General features: G+C 72.5%; 21 protein-coding genes. 11 read left to right on the top strand and 10 right to left on the bottom strand.

Going from position 1 to position 23,223, the window contains the following annotated elements; translation table 11 throughout:
• The 4 genes from BV453_RS10405 to BV453_RS10390 form a co-directional block, all read left to right on the top strand.
• Positions 1 to 727 (top strand): DUF4129 domain-containing protein (locus BV453_RS10405; RefSeq protein WP_249521543.1); only part of this gene is annotated, 727 nt, incomplete at its 5' end.
• Positions 724 to 1,911: a DUF4350 domain-containing protein gene (locus tag BV453_RS10400; RefSeq protein ID WP_025103041.1), complete on the top strand. Its 1,188-nt coding sequence runs from the start codon at positions 724 to 726 to the stop codon at positions 1,909 to 1,911. The genes BV453_RS10405 and BV453_RS10400, both read left to right, overlap by 4 nt.
• 97 nt (positions 1,912 to 2,008) lie before the next feature.
• Positions 2,009 to 2,932 carry a MoxR family ATPase gene (locus BV453_RS10395; protein ID WP_231729611.1) on the top strand — a complete coding sequence of 308 codons (924 nt, stop codon included), beginning with the start codon at positions 2,009 to 2,011 and terminating at the stop codon, positions 2,930 to 2,932.
• Positions 2,933 to 4,240 carry a DUF58 domain-containing protein gene (locus BV453_RS10390; RefSeq protein ID WP_025103039.1) on the top strand — a complete coding sequence of 436 codons (1,308 nt, stop codon included), beginning with the start codon at positions 2,933 to 2,935 and terminating at the stop codon, positions 4,238 to 4,240. It abuts the gene before it with no gap.
• Positions 4,241 to 4,258: 18 nt separating this feature from the next.
• On the opposite strand, the gene BV453_RS10385 is transcribed toward BV453_RS10390, so the two are convergent.
• Positions 4,259 to 5,251 carry a stage II sporulation protein M gene (locus BV453_RS10385; RefSeq protein WP_249521542.1) on the bottom strand — a complete coding sequence of 331 codons (993 nt, stop codon included), beginning with the start codon at positions 5,249 to 5,251 and terminating at the stop codon, positions 4,259 to 4,261.
• 16 nt (positions 5,252 to 5,267) lie between these two features.
• Between BV453_RS10385 and BV453_RS10380 the strand changes: the two genes are divergently transcribed.
• Positions 5,268 to 6,077 (top strand): RDD family protein, encoded by an 810-nt coding sequence (locus tag BV453_RS10380; RefSeq protein WP_025103037.1) that lies wholly within the window; start codon positions 5,268 to 5,270, stop codon positions 6,075 to 6,077.
• Positions 6,078 to 6,120: 43 nt separating this feature from the next.
• Here BV453_RS10380 and BV453_RS10375 read toward each other — a convergent pair whose 3' ends face one another.
• Complete coding sequence (locus tag BV453_RS10375; RefSeq protein ID WP_025103036.1) at positions 6,121 to 6,327, bottom strand: DUF3499 family protein; 207 nt, start codon at positions 6,325 to 6,327, stop codon at positions 6,121 to 6,123.
• A gap of 77 nt (positions 6,328 to 6,404) precedes the next feature.
• Between BV453_RS10375 and BV453_RS10370 the strand changes: the two genes are divergently transcribed.
• Positions 6,405 to 6,830, top strand: a complete 426-nt coding sequence (locus BV453_RS10370) for a hypothetical protein (RefSeq protein WP_249521541.1) — start codon at positions 6,405 to 6,407, stop codon at positions 6,828 to 6,830.
• An 18-nt stretch (positions 6,831 to 6,848) separates the two neighbouring features.
• Here BV453_RS10370 and BV453_RS10365 read toward each other — a convergent pair whose 3' ends face one another.
• The 4 genes from BV453_RS10365 to manA all read right to left on the bottom strand — a co-directional run bounded on the left by BV453_RS10365 (position 6,849) and on the right by manA (position 12,966).
• Positions 6,849 to 8,231, bottom strand: coding sequence for a DUF5719 family protein (locus BV453_RS10365; protein WP_085607147.1), 1,383 nt, complete (start codon positions 8,229 to 8,231; stop codon positions 6,849 to 6,851).
• Positions 8,228 to 11,284: a glycosyltransferase gene (locus tag BV453_RS10360; protein ID WP_025103033.1), complete on the bottom strand. Its 3,057-nt coding sequence runs from the start codon at positions 11,282 to 11,284 to the stop codon at positions 8,228 to 8,230. The genes BV453_RS10365 and BV453_RS10360 overlap by 4 nt, the downstream gene beginning before the upstream one ends.
• Before the next feature lie 82 nt (positions 11,285 to 11,366).
• Positions 11,367 to 11,684: a WhiB family transcriptional regulator gene (locus tag BV453_RS10355; protein WP_025103032.1), complete on the bottom strand. Its 318-nt coding sequence runs from the start codon at positions 11,682 to 11,684 to the stop codon at positions 11,367 to 11,369.
• A 154-nt stretch (positions 11,685 to 11,838) separates the two neighbouring features.
• Entirely contained in the window at positions 11,839 to 12,966 is a 1,128-nt protein-coding gene (manA, locus tag BV453_RS10350) for a mannose-6-phosphate isomerase, class I (protein WP_249521540.1), read from the bottom strand.
• 68 nt (positions 12,967 to 13,034) lie between these two features.
• Here manA and BV453_RS10345 point away from each other — a divergent pair, with 68 nt between their 5' ends.
• Both BV453_RS10345 and BV453_RS10340 read left to right on the top strand, forming a co-directional pair.
• On the top strand, positions 13,035 to 14,450 hold the full coding sequence (locus BV453_RS10345) for an O-antigen ligase (protein WP_249521539.1): 1,416 nt from the start codon (positions 13,035 to 13,037) through the stop codon (positions 14,448 to 14,450).
• Positions 14,447 to 15,745 carry an O-antigen ligase family protein gene (locus BV453_RS10340; RefSeq protein WP_231729425.1) on the top strand — a complete coding sequence of 433 codons (1,299 nt, stop codon included), beginning with the start codon at positions 14,447 to 14,449 and terminating at the stop codon, positions 15,743 to 15,745. Before BV453_RS10345 ends, BV453_RS10340 begins: the two co-directional genes overlap by 4 nt.
• A 10-nt stretch (positions 15,746 to 15,755) precedes the next feature.
• Here BV453_RS10340 and galE read toward each other — a convergent pair whose 3' ends face one another.
• Positions 15,756 to 16,745, bottom strand: coding sequence for a UDP-glucose 4-epimerase GalE (galE, locus tag BV453_RS10335; RefSeq protein ID WP_249521538.1), 990 nt, complete (start codon positions 16,743 to 16,745; stop codon positions 15,756 to 15,758).
• 146 nt (positions 16,746 to 16,891) lie between these two features.
• On the opposite strand from galE, the gene BV453_RS10330 reads away from it, so the two are divergent.
• From BV453_RS10330 to BV453_RS10320, 3 genes are read left to right on the top strand one after another with little or no spacing between them, the layout of a single operon-like run.
• Complete coding sequence (locus BV453_RS10330; protein WP_249521537.1) at positions 16,892 to 18,802, top strand: glycosyltransferase; 1,911 nt, start codon at positions 16,892 to 16,894, stop codon at positions 18,800 to 18,802.
• Positions 18,799 to 19,761: a glycosyltransferase gene (locus BV453_RS10325; RefSeq protein WP_025103026.1), complete on the top strand. Its 963-nt coding sequence runs from the start codon at positions 18,799 to 18,801 to the stop codon at positions 19,759 to 19,761. Before BV453_RS10330 ends, BV453_RS10325 begins: the two co-directional genes overlap by 4 nt.
• Before the next feature lies 1 nt (position 19,762).
• Complete coding sequence (locus BV453_RS10320; protein WP_249521536.1) at positions 19,763 to 20,368, top strand: hypothetical protein; 606 nt, start codon at positions 19,763 to 19,765, stop codon at positions 20,366 to 20,368.
• A gap of 32 nt (positions 20,369 to 20,400) precedes the next feature.
• On the opposite strand, the gene BV453_RS10315 is transcribed toward BV453_RS10320, so the two are convergent.
• The 3 genes from BV453_RS10315 to glf are packed head-to-tail and all read right to left on the bottom strand — an operon-like array spanning position 20,401 to position 23,099.
• Positions 20,401 to 21,135, bottom strand: coding sequence for an ABC transporter ATP-binding protein (locus tag BV453_RS10315; RefSeq protein ID WP_025103024.1), 735 nt, complete (start codon positions 21,133 to 21,135; stop codon positions 20,401 to 20,403).
• A complete protein-coding gene (locus tag BV453_RS10310; protein WP_249521535.1) occupies positions 21,135 to 21,953 on the bottom strand; it encodes an ABC transporter permease in 819 nt (272 codons plus the stop codon). Before BV453_RS10310 ends, BV453_RS10315 begins: the two co-directional genes overlap by 1 nt.
• 9 nt (positions 21,954 to 21,962) lie before the next feature.
• Positions 21,963 to 23,099, bottom strand: coding sequence for a UDP-galactopyranose mutase (glf, locus tag BV453_RS10305; protein ID WP_249521534.1), 1,137 nt, complete (start codon positions 23,097 to 23,099; stop codon positions 21,963 to 21,965).
• Positions 23,100 to 23,223: the final 124 nt, after the last annotated feature.

Below are 23,223 nucleotides of genomic sequence, written 5' to 3'. Positions count from 1 at the left end.
CACCCGCGCCGGCGCCCCCGGCCTCGCCCCCCGCCGATGCCGATGCGGGAGGCGGATGGACGGCTCCGGGCAGCCCCCCGCAGCCATGATGCGGCGCTTCGACGACGTCTTCGTCCCGGACGGGGAGGAGGCACGGCGCTGGGCCGAGGAGGAGCTGTCCAACCCGCGGTACGCGGACGCGAAGCCCACCTGGTTCGATCTGTTCGCGCGCGACGTGATGCGCTTCCTCGGCGACCTCTTCAGCGGGGACAACGGGGCGAACGTCGGCCCCACCGCGCTCATCGTCGTCACGGTGCTCATCGCGGCGGCCCTGGTCACCGCTCTGCTCGTCTGGGGACGCCCCCGACGGTCGCGAGCGATCCGCCGCCCCCAGGGCGACCTGCTCGGCGCCGCCGACGATCGCAGCGCCGCGCAGCTCCGCGCCGATGCCGAGCGCAGCGCACGGCAGAACGACTGGGACACGGCTGTCGTGCTGCGCTATCGGGCCATCGCCCGCAGCCTGCTCGAGCGCGATCTCATCGATCCGGCACCCGGCGCGACCGCGCAGTCGATCGCCCGGTCCGCGAGCGCGGTGTTCGCCGAGGAGGCCGAGTCCCTGCGCCGCGCCGCCGCGTCCTTCGACGATGTGCGGTACCTGCGCCATCCCGCCGCCGAAGACGACTACCGCCACCTCGCCGCGACCGACGAGCGGCTCCGCGCCCACCGCCCAGAGGCGGTGCCGGCATGACGACGACCGCCCCTCCCGACGAGGCCGTCGACACCACCGCGGAGCGGCCGAAGCGTCGCACCGCGTCCCTGTGGGGATGGGTCCTCGTCGCGGTGCTCGTGATCGCCGTGGCCCTCGCGGCTTCGCAGCTCGCCGCGACCGGTCCCGGTGCGCGGGGCGCGCTCGACCCGGAGAGCCGGTCCGACACCGGCGCCCTGGCGCTCGCCGAGCTCCTCCGGGATCAGGGCGTCGAGGTCGAGGTCGTCCGCTCCCGGGCGGCAGCCGCGGCCGCCCTCGACGAGGACAGCACGCTCGCCCTGACCAACCCCTACACGCTCTCCGACGAGGCTCTGGCGGATCTGCTCGCGCCGGCCGACCGTGTGGTCTTCCTCTCCACCGGCACGCACCTCCTCTCCGAGCTGGCGATCGGCGAGAATGCCTCCGGCTCGGCGGCCCCCCGGCCGGCCGCGTGCGCCGTGCCCGCGTTCGCCGAGGTCGGCGACATCCGTCCCGATCGACTCTTCGCCCCCGCCGACGGTGTCACCGGCTGCTTCGCCGACGGCGATGCGGCCGCCGTGCTCGTGGACGACCGTGACGGACACCGAGCCGTCGTCGAGGGCGTCAAGCTCTTCAGCAATGCGACCCTCGCCGAGGACGGCAACGCCGCGCTCGGTCTCGCCCTGCTCGGACAGACCGCGCGCGTGGTCTGGTACGTGCCGTCCTACGAGGACACCGACATCCAGGGCGCGACCCCCGATACGCTCGGCACCCTCACCCCGGACTGGGTCACCCCGGCGATCCTGCTGCTGCTCACCGCGGGCCTGGCCGTGGCCGTGGCCCGGGGCCGACGATTCGGTCCGCTCGTCGCCGAGACCCTGCCGGTCACCGTGCGCGCCTCGGAGACGATGCACGGACGCGCCCGTCTGACGGCGAGGGCGGCCGACGCCCCGCACGCGGCCGAGGCGCTCCGAGAGGGAACCCGTCGGCGGTTGGCGCGGCGGCTGGGCCTGGCCGTGCACGCGAGTGCGGACGAGGTGGCGGACGCCGCCGCCGACCGGCTGCGGATCCCGCGCGGCACGCTGCAGAGCCTGCTGGCGGGACCGCCGCCCACCGACGACGCGGCACTGGTCACCCTCGCCCGACGCCTCGACGAGCTGGAGACCGCCGTGGAGACGAGCGCGCAGACCCCACGGAGCGACGCATGAGCACCTGCCCACCCCGCATCCTTTTCCCGACCGAAGCCGAGGAGACCCCGTGACCGACGAGAACAGTCCCGCCGACGACGCCGCGCTGCGCCAGGCCATGCACCGCGTCCGCACCGAGGTCGACAAGGCGGTGGTCGGCCAGGCCGGTACGGTCACCGGCCTGCTCGTCTCGCTCCTGGCCCGCGGCCACGTCCTGCTCGAGGGGGTGCCCGGAGTGGCGAAGACCCTCGTGGTGCGCTCGTTCGCGCGGGCTCTGGGGCTCGACACCAAGAGGGTCCAGTTCACCCCCGACCTGATGCCGGGCGACGTCACGGGATCCCTCGTGTACGACGCCAGGACCGGGGAGTTCGACTTCCGCGCCGGACCGGTGTTCACGCACATCCTGCTCGCGGACGAGATCAACCGCACGCCTCCCAAGACCCAGGCGGCGCTCCTGGAGGCGATGGAGGAACGCCAGGTCTCCGCGGACGGCGTCAGCCGCGCGCTGCCCGATCCCTTCCTCGTCGCGGCGACGCAGAACCCCATCGAGCACGAGGGGACGTACTCGCTGCCGGAGGCGCAGCTCGACCGCTTCCTGATGAAGCTCGTCGTGGGCATGCCGGAGCGGGACGCGGAGGTGTCCGTGCTGCGACGCCACGCCCAGGGCTTCTCCCCGCGGGAGCTCACCGGCGTCGAGGCGGTGATCGGCGCCGACGAGATCCGTGCCGCGCAGCAGGCGGCTGCGCGGGTCGACGTGACGGACGATGTCCTGGGCTACGTGGTCGACCTCGCCCGCGCGACCCGGCAGTCCCCCTCCGTCGAGCTCGGCGCCAGTCCCCGGGCCTCGACCGGCCTGCTCGCCGCGGCGAAGGCATGGGCGTGGCTCAACGCCTCCACCGCCGTGACCCCGGACCACGTCCAGACGATGCTCGTCCCGGTGTGGCGGCATCGCCTGCAGCTCCGCCCCGACGCCCAGATGGAGGGCGTGTCCGCCGACGCCGTGCTGACGTCGGTGGTCCAGCAGACCCGGGTGCCGATCTAGGTGTTCGTCACGGGCCGCCTCGCCGTCGCCCTCGCCGTCGGCATCGTGCCGCTGGTCCTCGCGGGACTGGCGGGGTACCCGCCGTACGCCGTGCTGGGCGGATGGATCGGGCTCTGCGTGCTCCTCGTCGTGGTCGATCTCGTCTTCGCGGGTGACCCCCGCGCGGCGACCGTCACCCGGCGCGTCCCGGCGCGTGCGCGTCTCGGCGAGCAGATCCCGGTCAGCGTGGCGGTGGAGAACCGCGGGGCCCGACTGCTCGACGTCCTCCTCCGCGACGCCTGGCAGCCCACCGCCGGCGCGCCGGAGTCGCGACAGCACCTGCGCATCCCGCCTGGCGAGCGCCGGCGCGTGGACATCCCGCTCCGTCCGCGACGCCGCGGCGAGCTGGTCAGCGCCTTCGTCGTGCTCCGCTCCCGCGGCCCGCTGGGCCTCGCCGGCCGCCAGGCGCGGCACCCCGTCCGCGGCGCGATCCGCGTGCTGCCGGCGTTCTCCTCGCGCAAGCACCTGCCGTCGCGGCTCGCGCGCCTGCGCGAGCTCGACGGGAACACGAGCATCCAGGTACGCGGCCAGGGCACGGAGTTCGACTCTCTGCGCGAGTACGTGCGCGGCGACGATGTGCGCTCGATCGACTGGCGGGCGACGGCACGCGCGGGCACCACGATGCTCCGCACCTGGCGCCCGGAGCGTGATCGGCACGTCGTCCTCATCGTCGACACCGGACGGACGGCGGCCGCACGCGTGGGCGACGGCACGAGACTCGACGCCGCGCTGGAGGCGGCCCTGCTGCTCTCCGCGCTCGCCTCCCGCGCCGGTGATCACGTGCACCTGCTCATGCACGACCGTGTCACCCGGGCGCGGGTCACCGGCGTGGACGGCACCGGGCTCCTGCCCGCGCTGACCGACGCCATGGCCCCGGTGCACGCCCGTCTCGTCGACACGGACTGGCACGCGGCCTTCGCGGCGGTGCGCACCCTGACGACCCGCCCCTCCCTCATCGTCGTGCTCACCGCTCAGGACGCGGCCGAGTCCGCCCGGGGCTTCCTCGGGGCCTTCCCCGATGCCTCCCGGGCCACCACGGTGCTCGTCGGGTCGGTGACCGATGACGGCATCGCCGCGCTCGCCCGTGCCCGGGGGTCCCGCGAGGAGGTCTACCTCGCCGCCGCCGCCGAGCGCACGCTTCGCGACGCCGAGAACGTCGCGGACGCGATCCGCCGGGCGGGCGGGGAGGCCATCGCCGCCGACCCGGAGGATCTGCCGCCCCGGATCGCCGACCGCTACCTCGAGCTCAAGGCGGCGGGACGGCTCTGACCGCGGTCCGCGGAGGCGTCAGCCCGCGACGAGCCGTGGCGTGCCCGACTCGTACTCCACGAGATCGCCGGTCTCGCCCCGCAGGTGCGCCCGGCGGCCCACGACGAGCATGTAGATGAGGAACACCGCGAGCGCCGCCGCCCCGATGCCGATCTTGACCGGCCAGGGCAGCGCCCAGCCGGTGACGAAGCCCTCCACGAGTCCGGAGAGGAAGAGCGCGAACACGAGTCCGAGGGCGACCGTGGCCAGCGCCCTGCCCTCCGTGGCGAGCGCTTCACCGCGCGTGCGGGGGCCGGGCACCACCCACGCCCAGAACATGTGCAGGCCGGCGGCCGCGGCGACGAAGATGCAGGTCATCTCCAGCATGCCGTGCGGCAGGATGTAGAGGACCATGAGGTCGGCCTTGTCGTGGATCGCCATCACGGCTCCGGACGTGCCGAGGCCCAGGGCGTTCTGCACGAGCATGTAGACGGGCCAGATCCCGGTCACGCCGAACAGCACGCATTGCATCGCGATCCAGGCGTTGTTCGTCCAGACCATGCCCATGAACACCGCGGCGGGGTTCTCCGTGTAGTACCCGGTGAAGCTCTCGTCGGCATACTGCTGGAGGGCGTCGGGCGGACCGAGGGTGGCGACGAGGGCGGGATCGCTCGCGATCCAGGCGGCGGTCCCGACGGCGACGGCCACGAAGGCGAGAGCGATGACGAGGGTCGTCCATCGCAGCCGGTACAGCGCCGCCGGCAGCTGCAGCCGGAAGAAGCGCGCCGTCTGGGTGAGGATGCTGTCCGCGGCGCCGGTGAGACGGAGTCGCGCGCGCACGAGGATCGTGGAGAGGTAGGCGCCCTGCGGCGACTCGCCGACGGAGGTCTTCAGCTCCGCGAGGTCGGCCGAGGCGGCGCGATAGCGCACGATGAGCTCGTCGACGCCGGCGCCGTCGAGACGAGCCCGGCTCAGGGCGTCCAACCGCTCCCATTCGGACCGGCGCGCATCGGCGAGGGCATCGGCATCCACCTGATTTACTGTACTCATGTCCGCGCAGATCGACGTCTCCGACGAGGTGCTCTCCGGAGAGGCGGTCGCGATCGACGTGCAGCCCGTGGGGTTCCTCCTCCGGGCGGCGGGGGCCGTGATCGACATGCTGCTGGGCTACGCCGTCTTCGTCGGATCGATCTTCCTGCGCCTCTGGCTCCTCGACATCGGCGTGCTCGACCCGGCCACGGATCGCATCGCCCTCGTGGCCTCCCTCGTCGTCAGCTTCGTCGTCCTGCCGATCACGATGGAGGTGGCCCTCAAGGGCCGCAGCCTCGGCAAGCTCGCGGTCGGCGGGCGGATCGTGCGGATGGACGGCGGCGCGGCGGGGTTCCGGCATGCGTTCATCCGCGCCCTGCTCGGTGTGCTGGAGATCTACCTCACCTTCGGCGGCCTCGCGGTCCTGGTCGGCGCCTTCACGGCGCGATCCCAGCGGCTGGGCGACCTCGTCGCCGGGACCTACAGCCAGCGGGTGCGCACGCCGAAGCTCTTCACCCCGGCTCCCGTCCTGCCTCCCGCGCTGGCGGGGTGGGCGCAGGTCGCCGACGTGGCCCGTCTCCCCGACCGCCTCGCCCGCCGCATCTCGCAGTTCCTCGTGAGCGCCCCGCGCATGCTCCCGGCGGCGCGCGAGCGCGTGGCGGCCGATCTGCTGGCCGAGGCGACACCGTACGTCTCCCCCGTGCCGGCCGCGCCCGCGGAGCTCGTCCTGGTCGGCGTCACCGTGCTGCGGCGGGAGCGGGAGCGGCGGGCGCTGGAGAACGCCGACCGTCGGGCGGAGAAGCTCACCGGGCGGCGCCTGGGCGTCTGAGGGCGGCCCGCACCCGTGGTTCTCCTCGAGCGGCGGTCTTCGGTCAGGCGCGGAGGGCCTCGTGACGCACGACCAGCCAGCCCGCGGGAACCGACAGCCGATCGGCATGCGGCGCGCACAGATCGTGCGCCTGCGGGTCGTTGGCCGCGCCGAGCGGGCCGAGCGCGGCCATCTGGTCGCCGTAGTCATAGGTGAGGGTGGCCACGGCCTCTCGCGCGCAGCCGACCTTCGAGCACAGTCGTCCGTCCATCACCGTCAGCGTACGGCTCCCGGCCGCGCGGGCGGCGGTGCCGCGCCGGGCGGGTACGCAGCGCCTAGACTTTCGGCATGCCCCGTCGTCGATCCGCCTCCGTCTCCGGTGTCCGTCGCGGCGCGCGACACGGCCGGCACGGACGGCTCGGCCGCAGCGAGGTCGTGAAGCCCCCGCTCGCCCCGCTGGACGGGCGCATCGACCGCTTCGACCTCACCGTCGGGACCGCCGTCGAGTTCCTCCGCGGCACGTGGCCGGAGCTCCAGGACGTCCGCTTCGAGATCGGTGCGCTGCCGAGCGCCGAGGCCGACGGCGAGGTGCCCCGCTGGCACCTGGACCGGGACCGGCGGAGGATCGTGCTCTTCCGCATCCCGATCGAGCGCCTCCTTCCCCCCGGCCACGACGACGCCACCCATCGCCGGCTGGCGATCGAGAGCGCCGTCTTCCGTGCCGCGGCCGAATACGTCGGCCGCGAGCCGTGGGACCTGGGGCACGATCACTGAACGCGCCGCCCGCCCTGCTCAGGGATAGACGGTGATCGAGCTCTCCACCCCGGCGGGCGCGGGGACCGGCAGGACCGCCAGCGCCCCGGCTCCCGTCAGCGTCACCGCCGCGTGCACCGGCCCCGCCGGCTGGAGCAGGTAGGACCGATCGGCGCGGACCTCGACCGCGCGGGTGCCGCCGGCCGGAACGGTGATCTCCTGCGGAGCGTCTCCCTCGATCGTGCGGAGGGTGACCGTGACCTCCTCGTCCGCGGGGTTGGCCAGCTGCAGCTTCGGGCTCGGCCCCGCGGGGACCGCGAAGGCCACCTCGGTGTCGATCTGCGGTGCGGGCGTCACCCAGGCGAAGTCGGAGTCCGCCCCGAAGCCGTCCTGCTGCCGGACTCCGGCGACGACCGGTGCGTCCGCATCGATCTCCACGGTGTAGGTCCCGGGCTCCAGTCCGCTCAGCGACACCTGCGTCGGCTCGTCCGCGGTGAGCGGCACGACGAACTCGTCGAGTCCGGCGGCACCGCTCTGCCCCGTGACCCGCACGCGCGCCGTGGCGTCCGCTCCGGGGGCGAGCAGGCGGAGAACGGTCATGTCGCCCTGGTCGCCCTCGGTCTCGAAGGCCTGCACCCCCGGGAGGACGAGGTGCTGCTGCGGGCCGGCGACCGCCTCCTGCTGGTCCGCGCCCACGGGGTCGAGCACCCGCATCAGGGCGGACTGCAGCACGGCACGCACGGGGGCTCCGACGGCGCTGACCTTGACGACGGGCACGTCGTTGCCCGCCGCGACGGAGGTCAGCGGAAGGGCGGTCTGCGTGCGCGGCGGCACGATCACCGTGCGGCCGCCCCGCGCGGTCCCGTAGACGGCGAGCGTCACGGTCGCCGCGACATCGGAGGCGTTCGCGAGCAGGACGACGTCCTCCGCACCGGTGCCGACGGACCCGCCGATCAACCACGACTCCAGGCGCGGCACGCCGCAGGGCGAGGCCGCGAGGCCCGCGAGGTCGTCGGCGGCGAGCCTCACCGACTCCGCTCCGGCGATCAGCGGCGCCGACCGGCCCTCCACCGCGCCGGTGAGCACGGGGACGTCGTCGCCGTCCACGAGGTCAGGGGCGGCGAGCCCGGACGACGTCGGTGCACCCGACGTGCCTCCCGCGGTCACCCGTGGCGTGCCCGCGGCGCGCATCTCCAGCGGCGCCGCCGTGTTCCGACCGAGGGCGCGGAAGTCGCCGGAGCACAGCAGGACGCTGTCCCCGGGAAGCGGCGTCACCTGTTCCTGTGCGGGCTCATGGGTCACGGTGGGCCACGGGGCGTGCACCGCCGCGACCACCCCGACGACGCACGCCGCCGCGACCACGACGCCGGTGGCGAGGCGCGCGCTCGTGGCGACGACTCGGAATGCGCGCGTGCCGGTCATCGGTCCTCCTCCGCCGTGCGGGCGTCGTCCTGGCGTGCGGCGACCGGGCCGCCGTGCGCGTCGGGAGCACCCGTGGTGTCGTCCTCATCCGCCGCCTGCGGCGGATCCGCGCCGTCGTCCCCTGGTTCGGCGTCCGCGATCGGGGCAAGGGCCTCGTCGCGGAGAGCCGGTTCGTCCTGCGGGTCCTCCACGGCACCCACCGGGGGCTCGTCCACGGTCTCCGGCTCGCGATCCTCGGCGTGCCGCGGGAGCACCAGCGGCTCCTCGGGCGCTCGGCCGACGATGCGGGACCGCGCCCGCGCGGCGCGCCGCGACGCACGGGTCGGGATGGACAGCAGCAGGGCGGCGAGGACGACCAGCAGCTGGACGGTCACGACGAGGCGCGCCGTGCCCTCCGCGCTCCCGCTCAGCTCGGCGGGCGCGGCGGGCTCCCCCTCGAGACGCCACAGGACGCCGCGGTCGGTGGACCCGGCCTGCATGAGACCGGCGCGCTGGTCGATGGCCGCCACGGACGCGGTCCGCAGCGACCGGGCCCGATCCCCCTCATCGTCCACCGCCGCGAGGAGCACGTAGCTGATCCCCCGGTCGAGCAGTTCCGAGGGCGCGTCGAAGTCGCGGGCCGAGATGAGGTCCACCGCGAGGGTGGAGACGTCGTCGCCCTGGGGCTCGACCGCGGTCGAGAGCATCGTCGTCTGTGCGCCCAGGGTCTCACTGGCGCCGTGGACGACCTCGACGGCGAGCCCGCCGTCGTTCTGCGGCGTGAGGATGAGGGTCGCGACGGGCTGGTCTCCGGCCGCCTGTGCGCGCACGTACGCCGGAAGCGTCGATTCGGGACCGTTGGTCAGCGCGGATCGATCGGTGTGGAGCGCGGTGAGGGCAGGTACGGCGCAGGCGACGAGTGCGAGAGCCGCCACACCCGTCGCGGCGACGCGGAGCCGAGGCAGCGGGAAGGCCGTGTCCAGGGTGACCGTCGCGGCGCCGACCACGCCGATCCACGCGAGGCTCAATCCGGTGCCCGGCCAGATCGGGACGGCGGTGCCCTGCGTGAAGGCGACGCTGACGCCCACGGCGAGGAACGCGGTCGCCAGGCCGGTCAGGGCGACGACCAGGAGAGTGATGCCGGCGCGCCACCGCGGGGACACGGCGGACCCGAGGGCGAGCAGCGCGAGCGGAGCGCACAGCAGTGCCGCCCAGGTGCCGGGGACGACCGTCGCCCAGCCGGCGAGATCCTCGGTTGGGAACCCGGTGGCGAGGGCGAGACGCCCGGCGGCATCGGCCGCGGCCTGCGGCCCGAGCCAGGTCAGCCCGGGGTCCGCGAACAGGCCCAGGGGGGTGCCGTGGGCGAGCTGCCAGAAGATCAGCGGCGCAAACAGGGCAGCCGTGGGCAGGGGCAGCCAGAGGAGGCGGCCGGCGCCGCGGAACTGCGCGGTGCCGAGCACGATCCCGAGCGCCACGACCCACAGCACGGCGAGCGCCGGCGCGAGCACCGGTGCGCACGCCACGACGGCTGCGAGGAGCAGGGACGCGCTGCCGGCGGCGCCCCAGGAGCGGTGTGCGACGACCGCGGAGTGGAACAGCCACGGCAGCAGCAGATGCACGAGGACCGCGGCCGGTCGGCCGTCGACGAGCGCGGTGAGGAAGGTCGGCGCGAGGGCCCACGCGATACCGGCGAAGATGCGCAGACCGGCACGATCGGTGACCCGGGTGGCGGCGAACCACCCGCCGAGGACGGCGAGGGGAAGCGCGAGGATCCACAGCAGGACCACCGCGAAGGAGGGCGCACCGGGCCACAGCGAGCCGAGCAGGGCGACGACGGCGGCGAACGGATCGGCGGGGCCGACGACGTCGAGACCGACCCCGCGCATCCCCCAGGCCGCGTCCCGCCACAGCGCGCCGACCGTCTCCCGCAGCGGAAGCAGGCCGCCCCCGCCCAGCGCCGGCCAGGCGAGGAGGCTGGTGAAGGAGGCGATGCTCACCACGAGAGCGGCCAGGACCGCCCACGCCCCGCCGCCGGAGAAGAAGCGGAGCTCGCTGACGGCTCCGTGCTCGCTGCCGTGCCCGTCGTCGAGCCGGCGTCGCAACTGCGACGGCGTGACCCGCAGCGGGGCGATGCTCGCCCAGGTGGAGGAGCGGAAGGACCGGATCCGAGCCCGCGATCGGGCGACGGCCCCGAACCGGAGCATGGCGGTGAGGGCGGCTCCCCACTCCGGGAACACCGCCTCCGGCCGCTTGCCGACGAGATGGGCGAGGGAGCGCCAGAGCGCGAGGGGCAGGAAGGTCAGCCAGTGCAGGGGGACTGCGGCCGCCGGGGCGTAAGCGAGACGCCGATGCAGTTGCGCGAGACGGGTGACGAAGGCACGGCGGGATCGTCCTGTCGGCAGTGCCGCCGGACCGTCCGGAGCGGCGGAGACCCGCGCCGCCGGGGCGAGCACGACCCGACCGCCTCCGAGCCGAGCGCGCACGCCGAGATCGAGACCCTCGTCCGCGCCGGCCAGGGCGGGGTCGGGGCGCAGGGCCTCGCGCACCTCGCCGCGGATGAGCAGGCCGCGGATGTCGGCGCCGAGAGCGTCGTCCATCCGATCGTGCTGGCCCTGATCCAGCTCCCCCGCCGCGAGCTCCACCGCGCGGCCGAAGGTGGTCATGCTCACACCCAGGGACACGATCTCGCGGTCGTTGTCGGTGGCGACGAGCTTCGGCGCGACGATCGCGGCGGACGGCGAGCGCTCCAGCATGCCGGTGAGGCGCTCCAGGGCGCGCGGGTGCGGCGCGGTGTCCTGCGCGAGGATCCAGATCGCGGAGCCGTCGAGGATGCGGGGGCGCGCCAGGTCGATGGCCTCGGCGAAGGACGTCGAGGGCCGCGCCTCGATGATGCCCTCGACCGTGGCGGCGACCGCTTCGCTCTCCCGAGCGGTGGCGGCGTCGCCGCACATGATCAGCGTGACGGCCGCGGGCGGGACGGTCTGGGCGCGCACGGCGTCGAGCGTGCGGAGGAGCTGGGCGCGTGCGGAGGGGCCGGGGCGCGCGACGATGAGGGCATGAACTCGGGCTGGCATGACGTGGTCAGCCTATGCGCGCTGTCACGCCGGGTAGCGCACCGCTCCCGGCGCGCCCACGAAGCCGCGCGGCGGAGAGGCGTCAGCTGGCGCGGCGCTTGAGCTTGCGACGCTCGCGCTCGGAGAGGCCGCCCCAGATGCCGAAGCGCTCGTCGTTGGCCAGCGCGTACTCGAGGCACTCGCCTCGCACGTCGCACGAGGTGCAGATGCGCTTGGCGTCGCGCGTGGAGCCGCCCTTCTCCGGGAAGAAGGCCTCGGGGTCGGTCTGCGAGCACAGGGCGTCGCTCTGCCACGCGAGGGCGTTGTCGTCGTCCGGGTCGGACCGGCGGACCCCGGGGACACCGAGGTTGACCGGATCGACGAACCAGTTCTCCGGCACATCGGAACGGTATCCCGTCATCTCGACCTCCAACCCTTCAAAAACCGCCCCCCTGGCGGGCCGTGCTCACCTAATTACACCCGTGTCATTCGCTCCGGTCAAGTCGCGGATCGTAAACCCTCAAGCGATTCTTGAAGGTTCATGGACGTCTCTCGGCGTGTCGCGCCCGCGCGGATCAGTGCCCGGGGGTGGCCACGAAGGCCTCCCCCGTGCCCGAGAGCGTCAGGCGGCGCTCCTCGGCATCGGCGAAGGCGACCGCACCGACCCGGAGCGCGATGTCCGCTCCCGACTCCGTGGCCACGCGGACCGCACCGCCGGTGGCCAGCACCATCGTCGGGCCGTCCACCTCCACGGCGATCGGCTCACCGTCGAGGCGCACCCGGCGGAGGGCGAAGTCCGGCACCGGCACGGAGTACGTCGTCACGGCCTCGTCGCCCTCCGGCCGCAGCACCGGCACCTCGCCGGGCGTGGTGTCCAGGATCGCGAGCAGCTCCGGCACGTCGATGCGCTTGGGCGTCAGGCCGCCGCGGAGCACGTTGTCGCTGGCCGCCATGATCTCCACGCCGAGACCGGAGAGGTACGCGTGCAGCAGGCCCGCCCGCAGGAAGACGCCCTCGCCGCGACGCAGCACGAGATGGTTCATGAGCAGAGCGACCACGACCCCCGGATCTCCGGGCGAGGTCTCGGCGATGGCGGCGACGGCGCGCAGCGACGGGTGCTCCTGACCCGCGGGTCCGTCCGCGGCACGGCGGACGGCGGCGATGACCTCGTCCACCGCGGCCTGCGCCTCTCCCCCGAGCAGCCACCCGATCGCGTCTCCGAGCGGGTCCGCCGCGCCCGTGAGCCGCTCGCGCAGGGACCGGACCCCCGGGACGTCGTCGAGGGCGTCGAGGAGACGCAGGGTGTCGGCGACCGGACGCAGACCGCTGAGCGATTCGAAGCGCTCGCTGAGGGCGACGAGGAGCTCCGGCTTGTGGTTGTCGTCGCGGTAGTTGCGTCGCGGGTCGTCGAGCGGCAGGGCGCTCTCCCGCGCCCAGCCGGCCCTCGCCTGCTCCTTCGTCGGGTGCACCTGGATCGACAGCGGCCGCGCGGCCGCGAGCAGCTTCAGCAGGTAGGGCAGCGTGCCACCCGTCACCTCGTCCAGCGTCCCTCCGCCGTCGAGGTCGGCGGGGTCGCCCGGGTGGTCGCCGAACCACACCTCGGCCTCCGGCGCCCCGGACGGCACGCGCCCTTCGAGTTCGGCGAGGAGCGACGGCGACCCCCAGGCGTAGTCGCGGGGCACGTTCGTGAGGCTGCGCAGCATGCCCCCAGCGTAGAGCCCGGGGCGACGGACGGGTCGGATCCGGGCCCGTCGAGGTAGCCTGAGTCGCGATGGCCCAGTACACCAAGCACCCGGTGGCCGCCCCGCCCACCGCGCCCGAGCGCGAATCCACGGGGCACCTCCTGCTGCGCGGGTATGTCATCGCCGTCCTCTTCGTGGCGTTCGCCCACTCCGCGGTCTACAACCTGCTGGGAGAGGTCGGCGCGGCGATCACGCTCGCGCTCTTCACCGCGGCCACGCTGGCGATCGGGATCCCGATGCTCGCCCGGAACCGTCCGCAGCCGTTCCGCTGGCGCCGGCTGCCGTGGGCGGCCCTCGGCTACGCGGCCCTCGCCCTCCTCTCCGTCGTCTGGTCGCAGTGGCGTGTGCCGACCGTGGCGACGGGCGTCCTGTTCGCCGCGGTCACCGTGAACGGCCTCTTCATCGCGCACGTGCTCACGTGGCACGAGATCGTCCGCGCCCTGTCCTCCGCGTTCAAGTGGATCCTGGGGCTGTCCCTCGCCCTCGAGCTCTGGGTCTCGCTCGTCCTGCACGGCCCGCTGCTGCCGAACTTCGTCGACCTCCCGCCGGGGAAGATCGACCCGCAGTGGTACTGGGTCCGCGACAACCTCTTCGACGGAGGGCGCATCCAGGGCATCCTCGGCAACGCGAACCTGCTCGGCATCGTGTCGCTCTTCGCCCTCATCACCTTCGGCGTGCTGTTCGCGGCGAGGTCCCGCTGGCGCACGACGCTCGCGCTGTGGATGCTGCTGGCCGCGTACTTCCTGTTCCGCACGGCGTCGGCCACCGCCCTCGCGTGCGCCGGGGCCGCCGCCGTCGTGCTCCTCGTCGCCCTGCTCATGCGGCGCGCCGCCTCACCGGGCGCGCGCACCCGGATCTACGTCATCGCGATCGGGTCGACCGCCGTGGGCGCCCTCGTGCTCTGGCTGCTGCGCGAACCGCTGCTCGGCCTGCTCGGCCGCAGCGCGGATCTGACCGGCCGGTCGAGCAAGATCTGGGAGAAGGTCCTGGAGCGCGTCGCGGAGCGCCCCGTGATCGGCAACGGGTTCTCGAGTCCCTGGGTGCCCACCGACCCGGCCTTCGACGGCTGGATCGTCGACCACGGCATCACCGTCTTCCACGCCCACAACATGTGGTTGGACGTGCTGCTGCAGCTCGGCATCGTCGGCCTCGTGCTGATGGCCGTCGCGTACGGCAGCCTGCTCTGGCGCTCCTGGTTCTTCGCCGTCGACCGGCCGCGATGGGATCTCGACGCGCATCGCCCCTACTCTCCGCTGACGCTGCTGCCCAGCCTGTTCACCGTCGTGCTGCTGGTGCAGGGGCTCACGGAGTCCACCCCGATCATGCTGTGGGGCTGGCTGCTCCTGGTGCTCCTGTCCTTCAAGCTCAAGTCGGTGCCGCTGGTCGGCGTCGGCGAACGGGACCTCGTCTTCGAGCGCGGCGCGACGCCGCGGCGGGTGCCGTGACGACGGGGCATCGCCTCGCCCGCCTCCTCGGCTCGGCGGAGATGGCCAGGGCGTTCACGCTCGCGGCGCTGCTGGCGGTGTTCGGCTCGTTCGCGATCGAGCGGATGACGTCGGCGGTCACGCTCGCCACCGTCATCACCGCGCTCTGCCTGCTCGGCGCGGCGATCCTGTGGGTGCGGCGGGAGGAGCTGTCCGCGCTGCGGATCGCGCCGTCCTCGCTGCTGGCGTTCCTGGCGTGGGCGCTCGTGAGCCTGCTGTGGACGACCGACCGCTCCGACACGATCCTGGGCTGGCTGTCGCTCTTCGGCTACGCCTTCCTCGCCATCACCATCGGGCACGTCCGCGACACCCTGCAGACCGTGCGGGCGCTGGGCGACACCCTCCGCGTGCTCCTCGGCATCTCGCTCGGGGTCGAGATTCTGTCCGGGATCCTCCTCGACCTCCCCTTCGCGTTCCTCGGCATCCAGGGCAACCTCGCGGCCGGCGGACCCATCCAGGGCCTGTTCGGCAGTCGCAACATGCTCGGCTTCATCGCCGTGCTCGCCCTCATCACGTTCGTGATCGAATGGCGCACGCAGTCGGTCGACCCGCCCCTCGCCGTCGGCTCTGTCGCCCTCGCCGGCGGCCTCGCGTTCCTGTCCGCGTCGCCCACCGTGCTGGTGCTCGCCGGCGCGGTCGGGGTGGTCACGGTCGCCCTCACCATCGTCCGCCACACCCCGCCGGCGCGTCGCAACGTCGTGCAGTGGGCCCTGGGGGTGCTCGTCGCGCTCGCCCTCACGGTGGCGTTCGCGTTGCGCCACCAGATCATCGCCCTCCTCGACGCCGGGTCGGACTTCTCCATGCGCGCGGAGCTGTGGAACATGATCCTGGACTTCGTCGCGGTCAAGCCGATCACCGGGTGGGGGTGGTTCGGCGACTGGGCGCGCGGGGAGTACCCGTTCACGTTCATCAACTTCCAGCTCGACGACCGCCACCAGAGCGCGCTGAACGCGTTCTTCGACGTGCTGCTCCAGCTCGGCGCCGCGGGTCTGGTGCTCTTCCTCCTGCTCGGCGGCATCGCGCTGATCCGCTCGTGGCTGGTCGCGAGCGTGCGCCGCTCGGTCGTCTACGCGTGGACGCCGATCACGCTGGTCACCCTGGCGGTCGACTCGATGTTCGAGAGCTTCACGCTCGTGGACGCCGGCTGGTTCATGCTCGTGCTGTGCGCCCTGCGGGCCGGACAGTCCCGGTCGTGGCGGGAGAACATCGACGCCGCCCATACGGGCGCCATCCCGACGCTGCGCCCGCAGGAGTGAGGCGTCGGGCTCAGCGGACCGTCGGGAGCTTCTCGGCCCAGGCCAGCGCGTCGCGCACGCCGTCGTCGACGGAGCGCTCCGCGCGCCAGCCCAGCACGTCGCGCGCGCGCTCCACGACCGCGAAGGCGCCGGCCTGGTCCCCCGCCCGCCGCTCCGTCTCGACGACCGGCAGCGGGGCACCGGTCACCCGCTCGAACGCCTGCACGAGCTCACGGACGGTGACCCCGTCGCCGGTGCCGAGGTTGATCACCCGGTAGGGCTCGGTGGGCGTGGCGACCTCGTCGAACCGCGTCACCGCGGCGACGTGCGCCAGCGCGAGGTCCCAGACGTGCACGTAGTCGCGCAGGCCCGAGCCGTCCCTGGTCGGCCAGTCCGTCCCGGTGATCGTGAAGGGCTCGCCGGCCGCCCGCGCCTGCATGATCTTCCCGAGCGCATGGGTCGGCCGGGGGTTCTGCAGGCCGGTGCGCAGCTGGGGGTCGGCGCCGATCGGATTGAAGTAGCGGAGAGCGATGGCGCGGAAGTCGCCCGCGGCCGCGGCATCGGCGAGGATCTGCTCGACCATGGCCTTGGTGGTGGCGTACGGGCTGGAGGGAGCGATGCGGCCGCTCTCGTCGACCCCGTCCCCCGTCTCCCCCGCGTAGATCGAGGCCGACGAGCTGAAGACGATGCGGTGGATGCCGGCGTCGCGGAGACGACGGAACAGGACGATCGACCGGCCGACGTTGGTGTCGTAGTAGCCGAGGGGGTCCGCCACGGACTCCGGCACGACGACACGCGCGGCGCAGTGCACGACCGCGTCGATGTCCGGATGGTCGCCCAGCAGCCGATCGAGCACCGCGGCGTCGGCGATGTCGCCCACGTACAGGTCGCGCCCCGCGCCGAAAGCGGCGAGGCCCGTGGACAGGTCGTCCAGCAGCACGACCTCGATCCCGGCCTCCAGGCACGCGGTCGCCACGGTCGATCCGATGTAGCCGGCCCCGCCGGTGATCAGTACCTTCATCGCGGTCAGTCTAGCCAGGCGCGTCGTGCGCGCAGGCGGGGCTCTCCGCAGATCCGAAGGAGACCAACGGTAGGCTACTCACTGCTCGTCGAGTCGCGCGCTGCCCTCCGGCAGCGGCTGCGGCACCAACAACGGAGAACCTCCCTGTGGCCCACGTCCTTCAGAACGTCGTCTTCCCGCTCGATCGCGACCCCGACCTGCTCCCGCTGTACGCCGACCCCGAGACGTGGTCCGTGATCGAGGACGAGCCGGTCCGCGTCTCCAGCCGCGCACATCTCGGCAACATCCTCGGCCGCCACCGCGCCCGCATCGTCGCCGGGCGCCGGGTCTCGCTCGGCACCTACTTCAACGCCTTCCCCGCCTCCTACTGGCAGCACTGGACCAGCGTCCGGGAGGTGCGCCTCACCGTGCGCACGACCGGCCCGGCGACGGTCCTCGTGTACCGCTCCAACGGCTCGGGCGTGCGTCAGCGCGTGGCCACGCGCGAGGTCACCGGCGAGGCGACGACCTCCTTCGACCTCGACCTCACCCAGTACAGCGACGGCGGCTGGATCTGGTTCGACATCGTCGCGGACGAGAAGCCGGCCGTCCTCGAGGGCGCCGAGTGGACCACCGAGCAGGAGCCCGCCCGCACCGGCAAGGCGTCGCTCGGGATCACGACCTACAACAAGCCCGACTACTGCGTCGAGACGCTGCGGGCGCTCGCGGCGTCGCCGGACGCGCTCGAGTTCGTCGACCGCATCTTCCTCGTCGACCAGGGCACGCAGCTCGTCGCGGATCAGGACGGGTACGCCGAGGTCGCCGAGCGGCTGGGCGAGACCCTCCAGGTCATCCGGCAGGGCAACCTCGGCGGGTCCGGCGGCTTCGCCCGCGCCATGCACGAGTCCCTCCAGCGGCCGGAGAGCGACTTCGTCCAGCTGCTCGACGACGACGTGCGCATCGAGCCGGAGTCCCTGCGCCGTTCCATCGTCTTCGGGCAGTTCGCGACCACGCCGGTCCTCGTCGGCGGGCACATGTTCGACCTCCTCGACCGCCCCAAGCTGCACGGCTGGGCCGAGGTCGTCGACGAAGAGCCGTTCATGTGGCGCAACCTCTACCAGGAGAAGATGCCCCACGACTTCGGGGCGGCCAATCTGCGGCAGTCCCCTCTCCTGCACATGCGCATGGACGCCGACTACAACGGCTGGTGGATGTGTCTGATCCCGCTCGACGCCGTCCGGAAGGTCGGGCTGTCGCTCCCCGCATTCATCAAGTGGGACGACGCGGAGTTCTGCCTGCGCGCAGGCGAAGCGGGCTTCGCGACGGTGTCGATGCCCGGAGTCGCCCTTTGGCACGTGTCGTGGGTGAACAAGGACGACTCCATCGACTGGCAGGCCTACTTCCACGCCCGCAACCGCCTCGTCGCCGGCCTGCTCCACTCGAACGCTCCCCGCGGCGGCCGCCTGCTCGTGCACAGCCGCCGGGTGGACCTCAAGCACCTCATGATGATGCAGTACTACCCCGTGGCCCTGCGCGCGAGAGCACTGCGGGACGTGCTGTCAGGCCCCGACCACATGCGCCGGAACCTGGCCACCGCGATGCCGGCCGCACGGGCTCTGGCCGCCGAGTACCCGGAGACCGTGGTCCACCGCGATCCCGCCCGGGTCCTGCACTCCCGCCACGGGCGCCAGGTCTTCCAGCGGCTGGGGCGCAACCAGTACGACAACCCGACCGGGATGCGGCTGCGCATCTTCACGCTGAAGACGCTCGTCTCGCACTGGATGCACCGCCCCGACCCCGCCAACGTCGCCCAGCCCCAGGTGGAGTTCGGCAAGGAGGACGCCCACTGGTGGCGTGTGCCGCACTTCGACAGCGCGCTGGTCAGCGCCGCCGACGGCTCGGGGAAGAACATCTACACGCGCGACCGCGCCAAGTACCGCAGGATGCTGCGGGAGACCATGCGCCTGCACGCCGAGCTGCGCCGGCGGTGGCCGGAGCTCCAGCGGCAGTATCGGGAGGCACTGCCCGAGCTCGTCTCGCCCGCGTCCTGGCAGCAGATCTTCGAGGAGAAGGCATGACCGTCGAGTCCCCCGTGTTCGACCCCGCGAGCGCGGCGATCGTCATCGTCACCTTCAACCGCTCGCACCTGCTCTCGGGACTCCTGACGAGCATCACCGCGATGGACCCGAAGCCGGGCCGCGTCATCGTGGTCGACAACGCCTCCTCCGACGACACCACGGATGTCGTGGAGTCGTTCCGGGACGACATCGGCACGGAGCTGGTCTATCGCCGGCTCGACACCAACACCGGCGGCTCCGGCGGCTTCAGCGAAGGTATGCGCACGGCGTACGACCTCGGCGCCGAGTGGATCTGGATGATGGACGACGACGTGGAGGTGCTCCCCGACGGTCTCGCCCGGATGGGCGCCTGGGCTCCCCGGTTCAAGAGCATCCAGGGGCGGCGCTACGACTACGACGGCAGCGAGTTCTACTGGCAGTACCGCATCGCGGAGCGCATGGGCATCCCGATCCCCTTCGCCCCGGCGGGATTCGACTCCTCCGGCTACAAGGAGATGAACAGCGGCTGCTTCGAGGGGATGTTCATCCACCGCTCGATCGTGCAGCGGATCGGGCTCCCGGACCCGCGCTTCTTCATCTACTGGGACGACCAGATGTACGGCTGGCTCGCCTCGCGCCTGACCACCGCTGTCATCGTGGACGAGTTCGTGCTGCGCCGCACCCGCGAGATCCGGCAGTGGGACATGGGCATCCGCCACATGAACGCGTCCAGCAACGCGTACCGCTACTACATCATGCGCAACCGCGGCTTCATCAAGCAGTACTACCGCGTGCACGGCGTGTACAACCCGGTGCTCTTCGGGCTCGGGACGACCGCCACGTTCTTCAAGGAACTGATCCGTCTCGTCTTCGTCGAGCGCACGGTGCGCGGCACGAGCAACCTGTTCCGCGGACTCCGCGACGGCGGCCGCATCGGCCGCGACCGCTCGTGGCAGCCGATGAGCCCCCTGGAGGCCTGAGATGGTGGAGCCGCAGCCCGAGGTGCGGTGGGCGCCGCTTCCGCCGCGCCCCCGGAACCGCGGACGCATCTGGCTGATCGTCGGCCTCGCGGTCGCGGCCCTCGCGATCGTCGGGCTGCTGCTCTTCTTCCTCCTCCCCCGTGACGGAGCCCCGGCGCCCGGCGCGAGCGCGAGCCCCTCGCCGTCCGCCACCGCCTCGTCGACCCCGACGACGGCGCCGTCGTCCCCGGCCGCGCCGTCGGGGTCCGCGACGCCGGAACCCACGCCCATCACCACGCCTCCGCCGGTCGGCGACCCCTCTCTCGAGGTCTTCCGGGACAAGGTCGGCGGGTGGCTGACCGCCGCCGAGCGCGGCCTCGACATCGTGGACGAGAACCGGAACCAGGACGCCCTCCCCGTCGTGGACTCCCTCCAGGAGGACGCCCAGCGGTTGGGCGACGCGGTCCCCCCGTCGTCCATCCAGGACGCCTGGCGCTCCGGGGTCGAGACCTACGCGGAGCGCCTCACCGCCCTTCGGACGGCGCTCGAGAGCGGTTCCGGCATCTCCGGTGCCCTCGACAGCGCCCGGTCCGCGGTCGCCGAGCTGCGCAGCGTCGCCGGGTTCTGACGTCGCCCCGTCCGCCCGCGCCGCGGGGCCGGTCAGACGGCGTAGTCGGCGTTGTAGCGGTCCAGCACCTCGGCGATCGGCGCGTCCAGCGCGAGCGTGCCACGGTCGAGGTAGAGACCGCGAGTGCAGAAGCGCCGGAGGTCGCGCTCGTTGTGGCTCACGAAGAACAGGGTCCGGCCGTCGGAGAGCAGCTCGTCGATGCGCTTGTAGCACTTCTCCCTGAAGGCCTTGTCGCCCACCGCCAACACCTCGTCGACGAGCAGGATCGGCTCGTCGAGCTGGGAGACGACGGAGAACGCCAGCCGTACCTTCATCCCGTTGGAGAGGTGCTTGTAGGGCGTCTCCTCGAACCCGGCGAGCTCCGCGAAGCCGATGATGTCGTCGTAGCGGCGCGCGATCTCGTCCTTGGCCATGCCGTGCAAGCCTGCCGTGAGCCGGACGTTCTCCCGCACCGTCAGGTCGCCGACGAAGCCGCCGGTGATCTCGATGAGCGGTGCGACGCCCCCGTTGACCCGCACGCGCCCCTCGTCCGGAAGCAGGACGCCGGCGACGAGGCGCAGCAGCGTCGACTTGCCCTGTCCGTTCCGTCCGACGACGCCGATCGACTCCCCCGGCTGCACGGTGAACGAGACGTCGCGGAGCGCCCAGAACTCGCCGGGGCGCGACCGGCGGGAGGCGCCGCCGAAGAGATCCTTGAAGCTCCGCCGCCCGCGCCGGTTGCGCCGGAAGCGGACGCCGAGACCCTGGACATCGATCGCGGCGTCCATCACAGCTCCTTCAGCACGGGGCGCTCGAGACGCCGGAACGCCCAGACGCCCAACGCGAGGATCAGCAGGCACATCGCGACGCTGACGGCGAGGGTGAACGGGTTCCACTGGTCGGGGAAGAACGGCATGCGGTACAGCATGAAGATCCCCGCGAGGGGATTGAACGCGCCGAGGGTCTGGAAGATCCCGGGGAGGTCCGTGACGTTGTAGATGATCGGGGTCGCGTAGAACATGGCCCGCAGGATGAGGGCGGTGGTGCGCTCGAGGTCGGTGTAGAGGACGCACAGCGGCGCCACGAGCAGTCCGAGCCCCACCAGCAGCACCGTCTGCAGGAGGATCGCGACGGGCAGCCACAGCATGCCCCAGCCGATCTGCACGACCTGTCCGGGGTCGCGTTCGAAGATCAGGTTCGCGACGATGAACAGCGCCAGCACCGGAAGGGAGAAGAGGTACTCCATCCCCTTGCTGAGCACGATCCGGTTGACCCAGATGGATCGCGGGATCGCCGTGGAGCGGACGAGGCGGGCGTCCTTCTTGAACGCGCGCGTGAAGTCGGACACGGAGCTGTTGAACCACACCCAGGGCAGCAGGGCGCTGATGAGGAAGATGATGTACGGCTCCTCGCCGACATCGCGCCGGAACACCTGCGTGAAGACGAACCAGTAGATGGCACTCATCACGAGCGGGTCGAGCACCGACCACAGGTAGCCGAGGAAGCTCGTCGCGTACCGGACCTTGAGGTCGCGGGCGGACAGCAGCCACAGCGAATGCAGATAGCGCCGGGGCGTCCCGGGCGCCCCGACAGCAGCGTGACCCACGATCCGAGTCTAGGAGAGGGTGTTGTTCCAGAGCGACAGCGCCGACCCGATGGCCATGTGCATGTCGAGGTACTGGTACGTGCCCAGGCGGCCGCCGAAGTGCACGTCCTTCTCCCCCTTCGCGAGCTCACGGTAGGCCAGCAGGCCCTCGCGGTCGGTCGGGGTGTTCACGGGGTAGTACGGCTCGTCGCCGCGCTCGGCGAAACGCGAGAACTCCCGCATGATGACGGTCTTGTCGGACTCGTAGACGTCCTTGCGCTCCGGGTGGAAGTGCTTGAACTCGTGGATCCGCGTGTACGGCACGTCCATGTCGGGGTAGTTCATGACGCTGGTGCCCTGGAAGTCGCGGACGTCGAGCACCTCCTGCTCGAAGTCGAGCGTGCGCCAGCTCAGGGCTCCCTCGGCGTAGTCGAAGTAGCGGTCGACGGGACCCGTGTACACCACGGGGACCTGGCCGACGGTGGCCGTCTTGCTCAGCGGCTGGGACTCGTCGAAGTAGTCCACGCCCAGCTTCACCTCGATGTTCGGGTGATCGGCCATGCGCTCCAGCCACGCCGTGTAGCCGTCGGTGGGCAGGCCCTCCCAGGTGTCGTTGAAGTAGCGGTTGTCGTAGGTGTAGCGCACGGGCAGGCGGCTGATGATGTCGCCGGACAGCTTCTGCGGGTCGGTCTGCCACTGCTTGGCGGTGTAGTCGCGGAAGAACGCCTCGAACAGCGGGCGGCCGACGAGGGCGATGCCCTTCTCCTCGAAGTTCGACGCGGACTTCACGTCGAACTCGCCGGCCTGTTCCCTGACCAGCGCGCGGGCCTGGTCGGGGGTGTACGCCGCCTGGAAGAACTGGTTGATCGTCCCGAGGTTCACCGGCATCGGGAACACGACGCCCTTGTGGGTCGTGTAGACGCGGTGGACGTAGTTCGTGAACGACGTGAAGCGGTTGACGTACTCCCACACCGTGGCGTTCGACGTGTGGAAGAGGTGGGCGCCGTAGCGGTGCACCTCGATCCCGGTCTCGGGCTCGGCCTCGCTGTAGGCGTTGCCGCCGATGTGCGCGCGGCGGTCGATGACGGTGACCTTGCGGCCGGCGTTCGCGGCGCGCTCGGCAATGGTGAGGCCGAAGAAACCGGAGCCGACGATGAGGAGGTCCATGCGTGATTCTTTCCTGTCTGGCGCCCCGTCCGGGGACCCGTCGCGGCCGCCCGTCGCGGGGCGGCCGTTGGCCCTCCCATGCTACCTGCGAGGACGGGCGGCGCCGGTCAGCGGCGCCCCGCCG

Source organism: Microbacterium sp. ER1 (assembly GCF_023383675.1).
Lineage (GTDB): Bacteria > Actinomycetota > Actinomycetes > Actinomycetales > Microbacteriaceae > Microbacterium.
This window is presented reverse-complemented; position numbering and strand designations above follow the sequence as displayed.

Bases quoted from the DNA above. Each gene is read 5' to 3' on its own strand.
- BV453_RS10400 (WP_025103041.1), top strand. From the start codon at position 724: ATGACGACGACCGCCCCTCCCGACGAGGCCGTCGACACCACCGCGGAG.
- BV453_RS10395 (WP_231729611.1), top strand. From the start codon at position 2,009: ATGCACCGCGTCCGCACCGAGGTCGACAAGGCGGTGGTCGGCCAGGCC.
- BV453_RS10380 (WP_025103037.1), top strand. From the start codon at position 5,268: ATGTCCGCGCAGATCGACGTCTCCGACGAGGTGCTCTCCGGAGAGGCG.
- BV453_RS10375 (WP_025103036.1), bottom strand. From the start codon at position 6,327: ATGGACGGACGACTGTGCTCGAAGGTCGGCTGCGCGCGAGAGGCCGTG.
- BV453_RS10370 (WP_249521541.1), top strand. From the start codon at position 6,405: ATGCCCCGTCGTCGATCCGCCTCCGTCTCCGGTGTCCGTCGCGGCGCG.
- BV453_RS10365 (WP_085607147.1), bottom strand. From the start codon at position 8,231: ATGACCGGCACGCGCGCATTCCGAGTCGTCGCCACGAGCGCGCGCCTC.
- BV453_RS10360 (WP_025103033.1), bottom strand. From the start codon at position 11,284: ATGCCAGCCCGAGTTCATGCCCTCATCGTCGCGCGCCCCGGCCCCTCC.
- BV453_RS10355 (WP_025103032.1), bottom strand. From the start codon at position 11,684: ATGACGGGATACCGTTCCGATGTGCCGGAGAACTGGTTCGTCGATCCG.
- manA (WP_249521540.1), bottom strand. From the start codon at position 12,966: ATGCTGCGCAGCCTCACGAACGTGCCCCGCGACTACGCCTGGGGGTCG.
- BV453_RS10345 (WP_249521539.1), top strand. From the start codon at position 13,035: ATGGCCCAGTACACCAAGCACCCGGTGGCCGCCCCGCCCACCGCGCCC.
- galE (WP_249521538.1), bottom strand. From the start codon at position 16,745: ATGAAGGTACTGATCACCGGCGGGGCCGGCTACATCGGATCGACCGTG.
- BV453_RS10325 (WP_025103026.1), top strand. From the start codon at position 18,799: ATGACCGTCGAGTCCCCCGTGTTCGACCCCGCGAGCGCGGCGATCGTC.
- BV453_RS10320 (WP_249521536.1), top strand. From the start codon at position 19,763: ATGGTGGAGCCGCAGCCCGAGGTGCGGTGGGCGCCGCTTCCGCCGCGC.
- BV453_RS10315 (WP_025103024.1), bottom strand. From the start codon at position 21,135: ATGGACGCCGCGATCGATGTCCAGGGTCTCGGCGTCCGCTTCCGGCGC.
- glf (WP_249521534.1), bottom strand. From the start codon at position 23,099: ATGGACCTCCTCATCGTCGGCTCCGGTTTCTTCGGCCTCACCATTGCC.